Origin of the sequence: Paenibacillus sp. FA6, from assembly GCF_051550225.1 — a bacterium.
Lineage (GTDB): Bacteria > Bacillota > Bacilli > Paenibacillales > Paenibacillaceae > Paenibacillus_AQ.
This window is the reverse complement of record NZ_CP188820.1, coordinates 2,758,912-2,775,110: the sequence shown is the minus strand read 5'-3', so window position 1 is coordinate 2,775,110 and position 16,199 is coordinate 2,758,912. Positions and strand designations below refer to the sequence as shown.

The window sequence follows — 16,199 nt, the reverse complement described above, 5'->3', positions numbered from 1 at the left end:
CTTTTAACGGGATTATTATAGCATAAAAAGAGACTTTTGAATCGCTTTATCCTAATTAGACTACTATATTGGTTGGAATTTTCCAATGAATGAAATGAAAAAAGCCTGGAACATAAGTTCCAGGCTTCGAATTTTAATCTTAACGGTTGTAGAATTCGACGATTTGCTTCTCATCGATATCTTGAGACAATTCAGAACGCTCAGGAAAGCGAATGAACTTACCTTCTAGAGTCGTGTCATTGAATTCCAAGTAAGCTTGAAGGTGGTTGCGGTTCCCAATAGCTTCCTTAATGGAAGATAGGCCAAGGCTTCTTTCACGAAGACCGATAACGTCACCTGTATTCAATCTGTAAGAAGCGATATTTACTTTCTTACCGTTTACAGTGATATGACCATGAGATACCAATTGACGAGCACCAGCGCGAGAATTAGCAAAACCAAGACGGTAAACCAAGTTGTCTAGGCGGCATTCAAGCAAGATCATAAAGTTCTCACCGGCGATACCTTGCATTTTTTGAGCTTTATTGAAAAGTGTCTTAAATTGTTTTTCGCCCAAACCGTACATGTGACGAAGTTTTTGTTTCTCTAGCAATTGCATACCGTAGTTGCTGATTTTTCTGCGTTGGTTAGCGCCATGTTGACCCGGAGGGAAAGGACGCTTCAAATCTTTACCATTACCGCTTAGAGAGATGCCTAGACGGCGACTTAATTTAAATTTAGGACCAGTGTAACGTGCCATTTTATAGTAGACTCCTTTTATAGTTGAAATTTAGGTAGGGTTCTATTTGTGCCGTAGATTGTATCATGTGCTGTAGCTCATGGCTCAAAGCACAATTGACATGAAAGTTCAGCCGCTGTCTTGTCAGTAACAAAATACGTGAGGGTGACACAACGTTACGCCCAAAAGCATTAGATAAAAATCACCTGCTCAACAACTAATTTTATATGATAAACTATATGTAAGTCAAGTTTAATATTGTAAATAAAGATGTCGAAACTTGTCGATAGGTCTTTAGAACTAAAAAAGTAGGGATAAATCATTAATTATTGGTGCAAAATTTAGTTTAAGAGAGTAGAATATGGTTATTGTGTATATGTATATGTATTTGTGATGGGCGGACGGAGCATCTTTTTAAATATAGTGAAAAGGAGCTATATGTAATGTCGGAATATCAAAGTATCATTTCAAAGCATGAGAGATTACTTAAGGAGAGTGGACCTCCAACAGCCTTGGATTCAGTTCGTTTTTGGTTAGGTAATTTGGATATTATAACATATGACTTACCGCATATTGATAGCTTATTGTCCAATAGCTTTTTAGATTGGGAGGAGCTATCCTACTCAATGCCCATCATGGAATATACAATGTGGGGGCTTTTTCAATTCGAGGGTTCCTTTATTGCTGGAAGTTCTATGATCTCAGATTATTGTAAAGATGAAGGTCGTATTCACTTGGATCGTTGCTTAACTAATAAAGCTGAAATCATTGCGCCATGGAATGCGGAAGTGAATTCCAATAAGGAGGAATACTCGGTTTGCTTGTTTCCTCAACTCACTCGTGGACTTAAGGAGATTTATGCAATCATGGTGTGTATTTTGCCTCAGAAGAGGGTTGAAGGTGGCGTGACGAATGCGATCTCCTTAATGCCAATTCTCTTTCAGAGCTGTTTCTATAAAAATTTCGAATATATATTTGTGGATGATATGATGAGTGAACAAAAGAAGATCAATGATGAAGCAGGTCGTAGAGCGATGTTGTATCAAATGGTGCAGCGGATGCAAAGTCAGATTGATGTCGACATGGTTCTAACTGAAGTGTTGGATAGTATAGCTATCCTCTGTCCTGAAACTTCCTTACAGTTATTTATGTCACAAGATCATCAGAGTGAGAACCCACGGGTTAAACCGCTCATTTTTCAGGCTACAATGGATGATATTAGTGTGCGCACATTTATGGACGGACGGTTGACTATTCAGGAAACGAAATTGGAGAATGGTGAGTATCAGAAAGAAATAGGTTTTCCGCTTGGAGGTAAACAGGGAGTATATGGTGTCCTTCATTTGCTGGTTGGACAAGGCTCTGTTTCTGAACAGGAATTACAGTTTGTGTCGACTCTAGTGGATACGGCAGGAACTCTATTTGAGAATGCTAAGTTATACGAGCAATCTAACTCACTTATTCGAGAACTACGATTGATTAATGAACTTACACGACGAGTGAATCAAAGTCTTCGTTTGTCAGAGATTTATCGATTTTCGAGTGAAGAGCTTTTGAATATATTTAAAGCGGACTATTGTTGTATTCTTCAATTCAATAAGGAATTGGATGGTTTAGAGGTCGTGTCTTGTAATGTACCAACAATGTCAAAGAAAGTTTTTGAAAAGGACTATGGTTTTGGTGGGTTGGTATTTGGAAAAGGGGAACCGGTAATATTATCGGATTATATAGCGAAGATGGATATTTCTTCTGTATTCATGGAGAAAAGTGGTTCAAAGTCTCTGATTGCAGCGCCTCTCATCGTAAATGGAGAAGTTACCGGCGCTATTCTGATGTCACATCAGGGATCGCATTTCTTCACTTATAATGATTATAGATTACTTCAAGCGTTGTCTAATCATATTGGAATTTCTGTTAGTAATGCATTATTGCATGCTCAGGTTAAACGAATGGCTAATCGGGATATGTTAACGAATCTGTATGCTCGTCACTATCTTGATGAAGTTATTAATAAGAGACAGAAACATGATTATTGTGGATCGTTAATCGTAGTTGATATTGATGAATTTAAACAGGTCAATGATACTTATGGACATCAAAAAGGTGACAAAGTCCTTAAAAAGGTCAGTGAAATTATTAAGTTGTCAATACGAATGGATGATCTTGCAGCTAGGTGGGGTGGCGAGGAGCTTGCTATATACTTACCTCTACTAGGGTTGAAGCAGGCGATTGTCATTGCAGAAAGAATTCGTAAACTTGTTGAAGTAGAGACGGATCCTCCTGTTACCGTATCTTGTGGCATCTCTGAATGGAATTGGATGGATGAGCAAGTTAGTGTAGATTCATTATTTTATTCAGCAGATATGGCACTTTATAGAGCAAAGAACAATGGACGTAATCAGATACAAGTTGAAGATAAAAATAGTTGATGAAGCACCCGGATGTTGAGGGTGCTTTTTTTCTGAATATAAGTAAGTATAAGTTCCGCTAGCATCGGAAGCATAAGCTCCTTGAAAAAGGACGGCATAGCGGTTTCTGCTTGTTTGAAGAAACAAGAGACGGATCATTTATATTAAAGCTTTGAATGGGAACGATATAGGTATTGAATTTTTGGTTAATTTTTTAAAAAAAGACTATGCGCCAATTCATGTGAGGAGTAGATCAAGATGAAATACTATATGCGAAGCGTCTGGACATGGGGAGTTATTGTAGGTTTATGTACCTTGTTGTCTAGCTGTAATTTCCTGTCTGCTAATAAATCGCCAGAAGAACAACTTCAACTCTCGCTAGGTGGTCTGGCTGGGATTGAGACGTTAACGTTTACTGGAGAAGCTGCATTAAGAAGAAATGAACAACGATGGTTTGAACAGCATTTTGCATATGAAGGCCAACTTACTAACCATGATTTATTGAGCATGCAAACAAAAGCGCCTATACAGAGCGCATCGGCTAAGAATATAAATAAAACTCAAGAAGAGGGAAGAATCAGCGATGTTTCCGCAGATTTACGGAGGTTCCAAGGGGGTTGGGTAAATACATCAAGTGTAGATAGCCATATGGATAAGCTTCTTGTAAGGTTTAACCCATTAAGTCAGCTGGATGGTGTTGCTGGACTTAACAAGAGTATCCAGGAGGAGACTAGCGCATCTAGAGGGACTAGAGTACTTCGTATTGAACTGAAATCGGAGGATGCATTGAAGTGGTTAGACCATCAATTGAGTAGCGAAATGGAAGCCCTAAGAACGGAATACTATAAACAGAATGCAACTTACTCACCGGAGACCCAAACTGAATTAGAAGCCATCTGGAGACAGGGAGAAGAGCAATTGCAGACGATGTTGAAAGAGGCTGAAGTAGATACGGTTTATCATTTGACTATTGATCGTAAAAGTAACTTTCCATTAAGGCTAACTTCCGAAAGCAAAATATCCTTTTTGGATTTGGAAGGAAATGAACAGAATGAAATCATGGTGAATGATGTTGTTTTTCAAATGTAAGCTTCACCCACGAAACATGATATAATGATTCATGAATTAACCAATGTTCAAAAAAGGTATTTATATAAAATCAAAGGGAGAGAATTATGCATGCGTGATCCTAGAATTCAAAAACTCGCGGAAAATCTCGTTGGATATTCGGTAGATGTACAACCTGGTGAAAATGTACTGATCGAAATGATCGGTAGTGAACGTGATCTAATGAAAGCTATTATAGAAGAGGTTTCAAAACGGGGCGGTAACTCCTTCGTTCAACTGACAGATAAATCTGTTCAACGTACATTATTTACTTACGCAACGGTAGAGCAAATGGAAACATGGGCCGAAGTGGATCTAGAAAGAATGAAGAAAATGGACTGTTATATCGGCATTCGTGCAGGAGAAAATGTGAATGACCTATCCGATGTACCAGAAGAAAAAATGAAACTTTACAATTCTATTTATAACCATAAGGTACATAGTCAACAGCGGGTTAACCACACGAAGTGGGTTGTTCTTCGTTATCCCAATGCTAGTATGGCTCAATTGGCGAATAAGAGTACAGAAGCCTTTGAAGAATTCTATTTTGACGTATGTAATCTTGATTACGGTAAGATGGATATTGCTCAAGACCCACTTGCAGAACTGATGAGAAGAACAGACAAGGTGCGGATTACGGGCCCGGGGACTGATCTTAGCTTCTCAATCAAGGGTATAGGCGCTGAGAAATGCTCAGGACAGAAGAACATACCTGATGGTGAAGTATACAGTGCGCCAGTGCGTAACTCGGTGAATGGTACAATTCAATATAATACACCGACCGTTTATAATGGTGTATCTTTCGAGAATGTGAAGTTTACGTTTAAGGATGGACAAATTATAGAAGCTACAAGTAATGATTCAGCGCGATTAAACGATATTCTAGATTCTGACGAAGGTGCACGTTACATCGGAGAATTCGCGATAGGCTTCAATCCATATATCCTCCATCCAATGAAAGATATTCTCTTCGACGAAAAAATTGCAGGAAGTCTTCACTTCACACCAGGCCAAGCATATGATGTTACGGATAATGGTAACCATTCCTCGATCCATTGGGATCTAGTATTGATTCAACGTCCTGATTACGGTGGTGGCGAAATTTACTTTGATGATGTGCTTATTCGTAAGGATGGGATATTTGTTATAGCCGAGCTAGAAGGACTAAATCCTGATCATTTAAAATGAGATAGAAATGACTTGCATCAAAAAGCGTATTCAAGGTATCATTGTATGGTATAATATAAAATAAAACTAAGAGAAGTTACGGAGGGATCCTATGTCTAGTAACAATGCAGCTGTTGTAGAAATTGCTCAAACGGCAGGTAAGTTCACTTCTTCCATCGTTCTTCAAGCAGAAAATAAGTACATCGATGTAAAAAGTATTTTGGGCTTATTTACTACGTTAGTCAGTCATAAGGGTTATGAGCTACATGTTCATGGACCAGATGCGGACGAGGCTAAAGTAGCTATGCAAGAAGTATTTGCTAAACATGATTTGCAAATTTCCGTTATCACTGAATAATGTGAGCGAAAGCACCCTTACTTTTACAAGTATGGGTGCTTTTTTTTTTGGGTTCTTGTATTGATGTGTATTTTCGACTAATATTAAGATTAGAATTAATTCGTTAACTTTTGGACATAGGGGGAAGAGACATGACTTCGTCTGATACACAGGAACATTTGAATCTCAAAGCGATTAATCTTCTACAAGAAGATGCAGATAAAATTCAAAAGCTTATTGAAGTTCAGATGGAGAATTTGGCAACGCGTTATTGCCCTCTCTATGAGGAAGTACTGGACACCCAAATGTACGGCTTCTCTAAAGAAGTTGATTTCGCGGTACGTTTAGATCTTCTAGATGTATTTACGGGAAGACAATTGGTTAGCCAACTTGAGCGTAAATTAGCCATTCTCTATGAGGCGTTGAACAACAAGGAGTAGCCTGTGAACTACAGGCATAGATAGAATGTAAATGCATGCCGATTCTCGGGCATGCATTTTTTTTAGAAGAGTATTTGCTTTTCATTCCTTTTGGATTTACAATTACCAATAATGAGGTATAAGGGGGGATGGGCATGACGGAACAACTTCAATCAGAAAATGGAAGTGTACGAATTTCGAATGATGTCGTCTCGAAGATTGCCGGCATGGCAGCGCTTGAGACACCAGGTATTGCTGCGATGTCTGGAGGGCTATCCGAAGGATGGGCTAAACGTCTTAGTGGTAAGAATGTACAAAAGGGTGTCACAGTCGAAGTAGGCCAGCGAGAGGCAGCGATTGATTTGCGTATCATTGTACTTTACGAAACTCCTATACATGAAGTTTGTCGTATGCTACAGCAGAATGTCCGTGAAGCTATTGAGAGTATGTCAGGTCTACATGTAGTTGAGGTTAATGTCAAAGTTGAAGGTGTCGCCTTCAAGGATGATGAGATCGAGGATTTAGTTGTTCGCAATAAGTAGATTACACACCCATGAATGACCTAGAAAAAGAGACTAGCGGGATACTCCCCGATAGTCTCTTTTGGATTTAATACGTTCTTGTACGACAGGCTTATTACTCTCACGTGAAATGCTCAGAACAATTCCCATGCTTATCATCATGATCAGGGTAGATGAACCACCATAACTTATGAAAGGTAAGGTAACACCAGTAAGTGGAATGGTCTGAGTAACTCCGCCGATGTTAATAAAAGCTTGAATAGCAACGAGACCCATGACTCCAATCCCTACTAACGTACCGAAGGGGTCTGGACATCGGAGTGAAACAATAATGCCGCGCCAGATGAAATATAAGTAAATCAAAAGGAAGAATGAAGTGCCGATAAATCCGAATTCTTCCCCAATAACGGCAAAGATAAAGTCATTGTAAGCATTCGGAAGATAATGAAGTTTCTGAATGCTTTGTCCGAACCCCGACCCGGTAATACCCCCTTGTCCAATTGCGGTAAGAGATTGGATAAGATTGTATCCTGAACCATCCGCGTCTTCAAAGGGGTCTAAAAAGGCAGATATACGATCCTTTTTATAGCTCTGATCTACAGTGGCCGAAGCTTCGGTATGAGAAAATGAACCAATGAGTGCACTCATTCCAAGCACGAGACCTGCACCTAGAACAATGAGTGCGATAGAACCCATAATATGCTTCATGCTAGCTCCACCTGCATAGATAATAAGACAACAGGTTGCGACTAGTATCAGACAAGATCCTAAATCAGGCTGCATCATAATGAGCCCAGCAACGGCCCCAGCAATCATGATGACGGGAATAAAGCCTTTCTTGAGATCGCGCATTCGCTCACCTTTTTTGGTGATTAATGCGGCAAGATACAGAATCGTTGCAAGTTTAGCAAATTCAGTGGGTTGAATACTGATCGGTCCGAAGCGGAACCAGCTTCGGGCACCATTTTGCAAGACTCCCAAATAAGGTACTAGAATAAGCATCAGAATAGTCACAATAAAAAAAGGGATAAATAATACTTTATATTTATTATAAGGAATATTCATAGCAATAAACATAAAAAAGGCACCTAGAGCAACGGAAATGAATTGACGCTTTGTGAAGAAAAGAGCATCATTGTTAAATTTCTCATTGGCAACGGCTAAGCTCGAGCTAGCACTAAAGACCATGACTAGTCCAAATCCTACAAGCAGTAGTGTTAGGATAAGTAATTGAAAATCCGGGGCCCCCTTTTTGGGAAGGGGATTATTTTCTTTCATCATTTTTTATTCACACTAAGCTTCAAGCATAGTTTTGAATTGTTGTAACTTTTTATTTGCAATAATAAGGATAGGACCCGGAATAGGTGTCTCATAATCTAAACCATGAGGGTATGTTGCTTTGCCCATGTATACGCCTTCTACTTCAAGAATGGTATCTGGATCTTCTAGTTTCCCTTGAACTGCTCTTGTATTGAATCGAACAAAATACTCGCTCTTATTACTTTTGTCCTCAATTTTATATTCGTAAGTTGCACGATAATATTCCCATTGCCAACGGAAAAAACCAGCCTTCTCCGCCGTATCATCCATATAAGCCAAATCACATTTAAGGCCATTCAAGCCCGTGTCTTCAATAATCATGCTTATTCATCTCCTTATTCGTTAATCTCTAAACTTCTTTATTCATGATATTATGTTTCGAGAACTTCTGCAAGCGAGAGTGTCGTGATGAATAGCCACTCTTAAGCCATTTCTGATACAATAGATGCAATATATTGTTGTTCCAACTTCATTGATTCATTGGCTACATGATTTATATATATTAGGTAACATCCTGAAACGGAGCGGATTGTAATGATAGAAGAATTATTGCTCAATGAAATAGAACTTAAGATGATACAGTGGAGAAGGCATTTGCACCGCCACCCTGAACTGTCTTATCAAGAAGAGAACACTGCCATCTTCGTAGCGACGATATTGCGTGAACTTGGATTAGAGGTACAGACCGGATTCGGTGGAGGTTACGGAGTCGTTGCTACCCTTAAAGGAACACTACCAGGCAAGACAATCGCTCTTCGTGCAGATATGGATGCACTTCCGATTCAAGATGAGAAGGGGTGCGAATATGCTTCTGAGGTGAAAGGTGTCATGCATGCCTGCGGGCATGATGGACATACGTCTATACTGCTAGGGGTCGCGACCTATTTCAGTCATCATCGAAGCAAGCTTCAAGGGGAAATTATTTTTATATTTCAACCCGCAGAAGAAGTGTGTCCTGGTGGAGCTCAGGGAATGATTAAGAGTGGGGTATTGAATGAAGTGGATGTCATTTATGGGTTACATTTATGGACACCACTTCCAGTAGGAAGTGTCGGGAGTGCTACGGGTGCACTTATGGCAGCAGCTGATGAATTCTTTATTGATATCATTGGAAGGGGTGGACATGGTGGGATTCCCCATGTGACGATTGATAGCATCGTAGCTGGATCAGCGCTTGTTATGCAACTGCAAAGCATTGTGAGTCGTTCGGTAGATCCTCTTCAACCTGCTGTCGTGACGGTAGGAACAATTGAAGGAGGAGGAGCTCAGAATATTATTTCAGAGAAGTGTAGAATAACAGGAACAGTTCGTACATTTGATGAGGACACGAGGCAAATGATTCGGCAACGGATTGAATCCATGGCATCACATACGGCTCAAGCTTACGGTGCGACAGCTGTTGTTGACTATGTTATGGGTTACCCACCGCTTGTGAATGACGATTTAGAAGTGGAGCGTTTCTTTGCTGTAGCAGAGAAGACTTTTGCAAGTGATCGTGTTCTGTCGTTGCCTAAGCTAATGCCCGCAGAAGATTTCGCTTATTATGTTCAACAAATACCGGGATGCTTCATGTTTGTAGGGGCAGGGAATAGTGACAAAGCGATGATCTACCCTCATCATCATCCGCTCTTCGATTTTGATGAAGAGGCGTTGCGTAACGGGCTTAAACTTTTCATTGCTATGGTTGAATCCCATAAGTCAAAGAGCTGAAATATAGAATACTCCACCTTCAATTGGGGAAAGCTATCTCTCAATTGAGAGGGAGGTCGTTATGGGTAACAGCAGAGCGTGTATTGTACAGCGTGATCGCACGGTATTACTAGAATGCGGGCATGAGGCATTTGAAGAAGCTCGAGAACAGCTTTTCTGTTATGCAGAATTAATGAAGAGCCCCTCTACTTTCCATACCTATCGGATTACGCCGCTATCCCTTTGGAACGCGGCCTCTTTAGGTTGGTCGGCTACGATGGTGACGGATAGTTTACAGTCTTTGTCACGCTGGGATGTTCCAGCAGGCTTAATGCAGGATATACATGAGATTGTTTCTCGCTATGGGAAGCTAACTCTTGAAATCGATGCTATCATTCCACATCAGCTTATTCTGAGAAGTTCAGAACCGCAGCTAATGGATGAAGTCATTCAGTGGGTGGGAAAACTCAGCGTTGGATTGCAACGAACCTCTTTAACAGAGATGACTTTAAATGTAGCTTCTCGGGGGTTGCTGAAACAAGAATTAACTAGGCTTGGATATCCGGTTCTAGATTTGGCTGGTTATGATGATGGGCAGACTCTGTTGCTGTCTTGGAAGTGCAAGGGTGGGGAGCCACTAGTTCAATTACGAGATTATCAGAAGGATGCAGTCAAAGCGTTTGAAGGCTTACCTGGAAGTGGTGGTAGTGGGGTGGTAGTTCTTCCGTGTGGCTCCGGTAAAACGGTGATTGGGATGGCTATTATGGCCCAATTGCAGTGTGAAACACTTATTTTAACCTCGAACACAACATCTGTGAGGCAATGGATGGATGAACTGAAACTCAAAACAACTCTAATATCTGCTGAGATCGGCGAGTATTCGGGACAAAAGAAAGAAGTTAAACCTGTAACGGTAGCTACGTACCAAATCCTTACGCATCGGCGGAATAAAGAGAGTGAATTTGAGCATATGAAGCTCTTTAATGAACGGCGATGGGGACTCATTATATATGATGAGGTTCATCTACTACCGGCACCTATATTTCGTGCGACTGCCGAGATTCAGGCGACACGTCGATTAGGTTTAACAGCTACATTGGTACGCGAGGACGGTTGCGAGCAGGACGTATTCTCATTGGTGGGACCGAAAAGGATTGATATTCCATGGAGACAACTGGAGACCAAGGGGTGGATCGCAAAGGTTGATTGTGTGGAGATCAGGGTGCCGATGACGATGGAAGTAAAGGAACAATATCATGGTGCTGAAGGTAAACATAAATTTCGGATTGCGGCGGAGAATCCAGGTAAAGTACCTGTGATCCATCGCATAGTGCAACGACATGCAGACGCTGGTATCCTCATTATTGGACAATATCTAGACCAATTGGAGTTGATCGCCTCATCTATTCAAGCTCCGCTTATTAGTGGGAAGATGCCACAGCAGGAGCGAAATCAGTTATATGATTCTTTTAGAAAAGGTGAGGTAACTGTTCTTGTCGTGTCTAAAGTGGCTAACTTCGCCGTAGATCTACCGGAAGCATCTGTGGCTATCGAAGTGTCGGGCAGCTTTGGATCTCGGCAGGAGGAGGCTCAGAGGCTTGGTAGAATATTGCGTCCCAAATCCCTAGATAATAAAGCGTATTTCTACACGTTAGTCTCCAAGGATAGTAAAGAGGAGTATTTCGCGATCCGGCGTCAAATGTTTCTGTATGAACAAGGATATGAATATGCTATTCAGATTCAACCAGATATAGAGTGCGTTCCGTATGCTAAAGATGATGACATAAAGGGGCGGATTCTCCAATGACAGTAGCGGATGAATTCAACGGCGAATATCGACCCATCTTAAGATCATTACATTCAAGTGAGCGAGAGTTGTTGAGAGTAATCTACATGGGTTTCGCAGGTCAACTGTTCAGTGATGTCCAATTCATGAATCTAAGAATGTTGGGACGTAGCGGGGCAGAGCATTATCTCTTGCTTATATCGCTAAGGAAGAAAGGCAGGATACGGGCTGTTATGAAATCATGGGGTGAGCAGTTGTATTACATCCCGATCGAACAGTTACCAAGACTTCACAATGAATTTTATGGGCATGTCCCAAAGGAAGTGAAAGAAGAATTCCGAATTGTAAAGGAAGCGAAACCTGGATTGGTGTTTGATATGTTCCAAATGCTAGTGTTTATCGGACAGGATCGGCTTTTACTCAGCGCTAAAGGGTTTATACATAAGAAAAGTATTCAAAAGATGGAGGAGAGAGTACATCTGCGGGCTGAGGACTTGAATCAGCTATCATTACAATTACGAGATGCTGGGGACGCCCCATTGCATATCGCATTTCTGTTAGATTTGCTTGATTGTCTAAAGCTTGTACATAGGAATAGTAGGAACATCGTTATCCAAGAGAAGGCTTTGTCTACCTGGTTAAAGATGAGTACGGAACAAATGACGAGCGTTCTTGTAAAAATAGTAAGTGAGCGATATTGCTCATATGATTCTGATATGGAGCATCTGTACTGTTTGATTTCTCAACCTGCATTGCTGTCAGGTCAATGGGTTGAAATTGAACTTCTTATTGAAGGGCTGGTTGAGCAACAACTACTTGATCGTTCACGAACACATCAGATGATCGAGCGTGCAACAGCTTGGGTATCAGCTCTTGCTGGATTGGGATGGATGGATGTGGGGATACTTGCAGACCATCGGAGTTGTTTTCGCTGGAGGATCTCAAGCGATCAAGTTCTGAATGCATTATTTTACGACACTGTGAAATATCGGACATCGGAACCTGAATCTGTCTCAACGAACCCATTTTATGTGCAACCTGAATTTGAGATCATTGTATTACCGGATGTACCTAATCTATTGCACTATAAATTATCGATGTTCACAAGTCTCCTTATAAGTGATCGCATGTCCATATATAAACTGACGGAGGATAGTGTTACTCAAGCTATACAAAAAGGGATTAGGGTTAAAGACATGATTTCTTTCATTTCTGTCAATAGTGAAGTGCCTGCTCATGTATTATTGACACTCCAGAAATGGGACGCAGAGATGAAGCCGAATGAGGACGTTTTGAATTCATTCCCAAGTCATCGTTGTCTTGAAATTTTGTCAGTAGATGATGAGCAAGAGTTAGGTGGCGTTGGAGGGTATAATTTGATCCTAGAAGATATTAGTCGGTATCCATATGATGTGAACGATGAACTTCCAACACCGCAATCATTATTTCCTGATCTTGAGCAAATACCTCTCAGATGGAGAAAGGATTTCAGAAGCTATCACTTATCCACGGTTAGACAAATGATAGAACAAGCTATTTTGTGGAAGACCAAGGTGAAGCTATCTTTTCATGGGAATGAGGTGGATTTCATCCCCTTAAAGGTTTCCAATAATTGTGATATAATTTCAGGAGAAATATTTAACCCTATAATACAACAGTATGAAGTGACTGAATTAACTTGTAGTGATTGGAAGGAAATGAGAATGGTGATTCCTGAATTTACCTAATATGAACCTGTTTCACGACATGAAAACCTCTTCATAAGCTGTGTAGGATATGTTATGATAAAATAGTCTACATGATAAATAGTAGAAAATCTTCAATAAGAATAGAGGATGAAGTTCATGAGCGTATCAGAATTACAAACATTTGACATGGCAGAAGTGTTGACATACGCCTATGAATTAGGCGATTTAATCAATCAGTCTGTCGACGTGTCAGATTATCTATATTGGAAGCGGCAAGTAGATGCCCATGAGGGAATCCAGGCCTTGGTTAAGAAATTAGCTACAAAGAAAGAATTGTTTGATGAAACGGAGCGTTTCGGGCATTTCCATCCCGACTATCATGCTGCTCAAGATGCTGTGCATAACGTGGAATTGGAACTTGAATCGCATGAGGAAGTTCGAAATTTCAAATGGGCAGAGAAGAAGTTGGATGATATGCTACACCAGATGTCTGAGACCATTGCGTTCTCAGTGTCAGATAGTATTAAAGTGCCTAGTAATGATCCACAGCCTAAGGGATGCGGTAGCGGCGGCAAATGTTCTTGTGGTTAATTTAAAATATAAGAAAGTATAAGTTTCACTTGAATCAATTTCATAATCGCCGATGCAGTTAAATCGGGTTGCGTAATTATGAAGTTGATTCTTGATACTCTATTTCTTATATTTCGGCAGAGACGGATACCTTAAAGTGATACGAAGTATCGCTAGCATCGGAAGCATAAACTCCTTCAAAAGGACGGCATAGCCGTTTCTGCTTGAGAAGTTGTTAAAAGAGAGGTGGCAAGCAGATGTTTGCGGAACGAACAGGTTTTATTATTTGGGTGAATGATATAAAAGCAGCTCGGAACCTGGAGAAATACGGAACGGTTCATTATATATCCAAAAAAATGCATTACGTAGTCATGTATGTAAATGGTGATCGTGCAGAAGAAACTGCCAAGAATATTCGTAGACTTTCTTATGTTCGTAAGATTGAACGCTCCTATCGTAATGAAATTCAGACTGAGTATAGCAGTGATATCCCGGATAAAACAAGCTATTATGGTCTCTAGAATCGCGTAGTAAGACAGTCAATACCAGTTCAACATTGTTTTAGATATGACAACGATACGGTCCTTATGGGCCGTTTTTTTAATATACTAATATCTATGAAATCTAACTTTACGTTACAATAGGATGACGAAGAAAGGGGAAGACAACTATGAACTTTCACCAACTCCATATATTCCATACGGTTGCTGAACGTGGGAGTTTCTCCTCAGCAGCCCAGATGCTACATATGACACAACCAGCTGTAACGATGCAGGTTCAAGCGCTTGAGGATTACTTTGGGACGAAGTTACTCAATCGGTCCACCAAAAAAATTGAATTTACGGAAGCGGGGATGACTCTTTTTCCTTACGCTCAACGAAGCATTGATATTATGAGAGAAGCGGATGTGGCGATGTCTTCCTTTACACATATGTTGCAGGGAAGATTACAGCTTGGAGCTAGCCTAACGATTGGTGAATATGTATTGCCGAGGTTGCTAGGTCCATTCGGGCAACAATATCCTGAGATTAATATCGTCATGAAAGTGATGAACACGACACAGATTATAGATGAAATATGTAAACACCAACTTAATTTCGGACTCATTGAGGCACCCATTCAGCATCCAGATATGGTCATTGATGTGGTTATGCAGGATGAGTTGAAGCTGATCGTACCCGCTGAACATCCGTTGGCTGAGCAAGATGTGGTCAGCTTGGAAGACGTGCTTGAGTACCCTTTTGTGTTGCGTGAACAGGGATCGGGAACACGTCAAGTTATGGAACATCAATTTCTTAATAAAGGAATTAACCTAGACCAACTTCAGGTGGTTATGGAGTTAGGAAGCACAGGAGCTGTGAAATCAGCTGTCGAGGCAGGACTTGGCATTACGATGCTGTCTCCTGCGTCGGTCAAGCATGAAATAGCACTGGGACTTGTTAAGATGATTGATATCCGAGATGTGGAGTTTAAAAGGCAGTTCTATGCTATACATTTAAAGTCGACACTATTACCTATTTCAGCAGTCACCTTTCTCACCTTTCTAAAGCAACAAAAGTAAGTGATGAGTTCTGACTATTTAGCTAAAATTCGAAGGGGATGACTAGATGAGCAAAGGGCAAGGGAAGTGTGATCTTCATACTCATACGCAAGCTTCCGATGGAATGCAAGCACCTTCGGTCAATGTTGTGCTTGCCAAAGATAGGGGACTTTCTGCCATAAGTATCACAGATCATGATACCGTAGCTGGAATTGAAGAAGCGTTGGCTGCGGGTGAAGAATATGGAATAGTCGTTGTTCCAGGCGTTGAAATCAGTACCCGATCAGGGGGAAAAGATATTCATATACTTGGATATTACGTAGATCATAAGGATGAACTATTTCTACAAAGGCTTGTGAAGCTACGTGAAACTCGGCAGTTAAGGAATGGGCGAATCATTGATAAATTGCAAGGGTTAGGTGTCAACATCACATTGGATGAAGTGATCAACGGATTAGGTCGTCCGTTATTAGCTGATGAGAGCATTGGACGCCCTCATATAGCAGATGTATTAGTTCATAAAGGGTATGCTTCCGATATGCGAGATGCGTTCGATCGTTATTTAGCTGAAGGAGCACAGGCTTTTGTATCCGAACCACGAATTTCTCCTGAGGATGCATGTTTATGGATTAGGGAAGCGGGAGGTTCGCCAGTACTAGCCCACCCAGGCATATATGGGGATGATACTCTTGTTAGAGATATTATAAAGAGAGCTAACCTAGCAGGGATTGAAGTCTACCATTCTGATCATAGGGAAGAGGAAGAATTACGTTATCTAGCCATGGCATTGAAATATGATCTGATTGTAACTGGAGGATCAGATTTCCATGGAGCAAGGCAAGGCGTTGTGTTCCATGGTGATATCGGTAGTGTCACGGTTTCCGTAGAGGTGTTAGAACAGTTGAGTAAAAGTATAGATAAATAGCAAA

The 16,199-nt window shown here is 40.8% G+C and carries 16 protein-coding genes; 13 read left to right on the top strand and 3 right to left on the bottom strand.

Features of this window, described 5'->3' with window-relative positions; translation table 11 throughout:
• Nucleotides 1-139 precede the first annotated feature (139 nt).
• Nucleotides 140-739, bottom strand: coding sequence for a 30S ribosomal protein S4 (gene rpsD, locus ACP8HI_RS13120; RefSeq protein WP_438351496.1), 600 nt, complete (start codon nucleotides 737-739; stop codon nucleotides 140-142).
• Between the two features lie 422 nt (nucleotides 740-1,161).
• Here rpsD and ACP8HI_RS13115 point away from each other — a divergent pair, with 422 nt between their 5' ends.
• From ACP8HI_RS13115 to ACP8HI_RS13090, 6 genes are all read left to right on the top strand, one after another.
• Nucleotides 1,162-3,147, top strand: coding sequence for a diguanylate cyclase (locus tag ACP8HI_RS13115; RefSeq protein WP_438351495.1), 1,986 nt, complete (start codon nucleotides 1,162-1,164; stop codon nucleotides 3,145-3,147).
• 237 nt (nucleotides 3,148-3,384) lie between these two features.
• Nucleotides 3,385-4,215: a hypothetical protein gene (locus ACP8HI_RS13110; RefSeq protein WP_438351494.1), complete on the top strand. Its 831-nt coding sequence runs from the start codon at nucleotides 3,385-3,387 to the stop codon at nucleotides 4,213-4,215.
• 90 nt (nucleotides 4,216-4,305) lie between these two features.
• The gene (locus ACP8HI_RS13105) at nucleotides 4,306-5,421 is read left to right on the top strand and encodes an aminopeptidase (RefSeq protein WP_438351493.1); all 1,116 of its coding nucleotides are present in this window, start codon (nucleotides 4,306-4,308) and stop codon (nucleotides 5,419-5,421) included.
• Between the two features lie 91 nt (nucleotides 5,422-5,512).
• A complete protein-coding gene (locus ACP8HI_RS13100; protein ID WP_438351492.1) occupies nucleotides 5,513-5,758 on the top strand; it encodes an HPr family phosphocarrier protein in 246 nt (81 codons plus the stop codon).
• Between the two features lie 131 nt (nucleotides 5,759-5,889).
• Complete coding sequence (locus tag ACP8HI_RS13095; protein WP_438351491.1) at nucleotides 5,890-6,177, top strand: DUF1507 family protein; 288 nt, start codon at nucleotides 5,890-5,892, stop codon at nucleotides 6,175-6,177.
• 134 nt (nucleotides 6,178-6,311) lie between these two features.
• Nucleotides 6,312-6,698: an Asp23/Gls24 family envelope stress response protein gene (locus ACP8HI_RS13090; protein ID WP_438351490.1), complete on the top strand. Its 387-nt coding sequence runs from the start codon at nucleotides 6,312-6,314 to the stop codon at nucleotides 6,696-6,698.
• A gap of 33 nt (nucleotides 6,699-6,731) precedes the next feature.
• On the opposite strand, the gene ftsW is transcribed toward ACP8HI_RS13090, so the two are convergent.
• Both ftsW and ACP8HI_RS13080 read right to left on the bottom strand, forming a co-directional pair.
• The gene (gene ftsW / locus ACP8HI_RS13085; protein ID WP_438351814.1) at nucleotides 6,732-7,955 is read right to left on the bottom strand and encodes a putative lipid II flippase FtsW; all 1,224 of its coding nucleotides are present in this window, start codon (nucleotides 7,953-7,955) and stop codon (nucleotides 6,732-6,734) included.
• A 15-nt stretch (nucleotides 7,956-7,970) separates the two neighbouring features.
• Complete coding sequence (locus ACP8HI_RS13080) at nucleotides 7,971-8,318, bottom strand: YugN family protein (protein WP_438351489.1); 348 nt, start codon at nucleotides 8,316-8,318, stop codon at nucleotides 7,971-7,973.
• Nucleotides 8,319-8,531: 213 nt separating this feature from the next.
• Between ACP8HI_RS13080 and ACP8HI_RS13075 the strand changes: the two genes are divergently transcribed.
• The 7 genes from ACP8HI_RS13075 to ACP8HI_RS13045 all read left to right on the top strand — a co-directional run bounded on the left by ACP8HI_RS13075 (nucleotide 8,532) and on the right by ACP8HI_RS13045 (nucleotide 16,195).
• Complete coding sequence (locus ACP8HI_RS13075; protein WP_438351488.1) at nucleotides 8,532-9,707, top strand: amidohydrolase; 1,176 nt, start codon at nucleotides 8,532-8,534, stop codon at nucleotides 9,705-9,707.
• 61 nt (nucleotides 9,708-9,768) lie between these two features.
• Entirely contained in the window at nucleotides 9,769-11,493 is a 1,725-nt protein-coding gene (locus ACP8HI_RS13070; protein ID WP_438351487.1) for a DNA repair helicase XPB, read from the top strand.
• Complete coding sequence (locus ACP8HI_RS13065) at nucleotides 11,490-13,199, top strand: hypothetical protein (RefSeq protein ID WP_438351486.1); 1,710 nt, start codon at nucleotides 11,490-11,492, stop codon at nucleotides 13,197-13,199. The genes ACP8HI_RS13070 and ACP8HI_RS13065 overlap by 4 nt, the downstream gene beginning before the upstream one ends.
• A 117-nt stretch (nucleotides 13,200-13,316) precedes the next feature.
• The gene (locus ACP8HI_RS13060) at nucleotides 13,317-13,751 is read left to right on the top strand and encodes a YlbF family regulator (RefSeq protein ID WP_438351485.1); all 435 of its coding nucleotides are present in this window, start codon (nucleotides 13,317-13,319) and stop codon (nucleotides 13,749-13,751) included.
• Between the two features lie 236 nt (nucleotides 13,752-13,987).
• Entirely contained in the window at nucleotides 13,988-14,251 is a 264-nt protein-coding gene (locus ACP8HI_RS13055; protein WP_438351484.1) for a YlbG family protein, read from the top strand.
• Nucleotides 14,252-14,400: 149 nt separating this feature from the next.
• Complete coding sequence (locus ACP8HI_RS13050) at nucleotides 14,401-15,291, top strand: selenium metabolism-associated LysR family transcriptional regulator (RefSeq protein WP_438351483.1); 891 nt, start codon at nucleotides 14,401-14,403, stop codon at nucleotides 15,289-15,291.
• Between the two features lie 46 nt (nucleotides 15,292-15,337).
• Entirely contained in the window at nucleotides 15,338-16,195 is an 858-nt protein-coding gene (locus ACP8HI_RS13045) for a PHP domain-containing protein (RefSeq protein ID WP_438351482.1), read from the top strand.
• Nucleotides 16,196-16,199 lie beyond the last annotated feature (4 nt).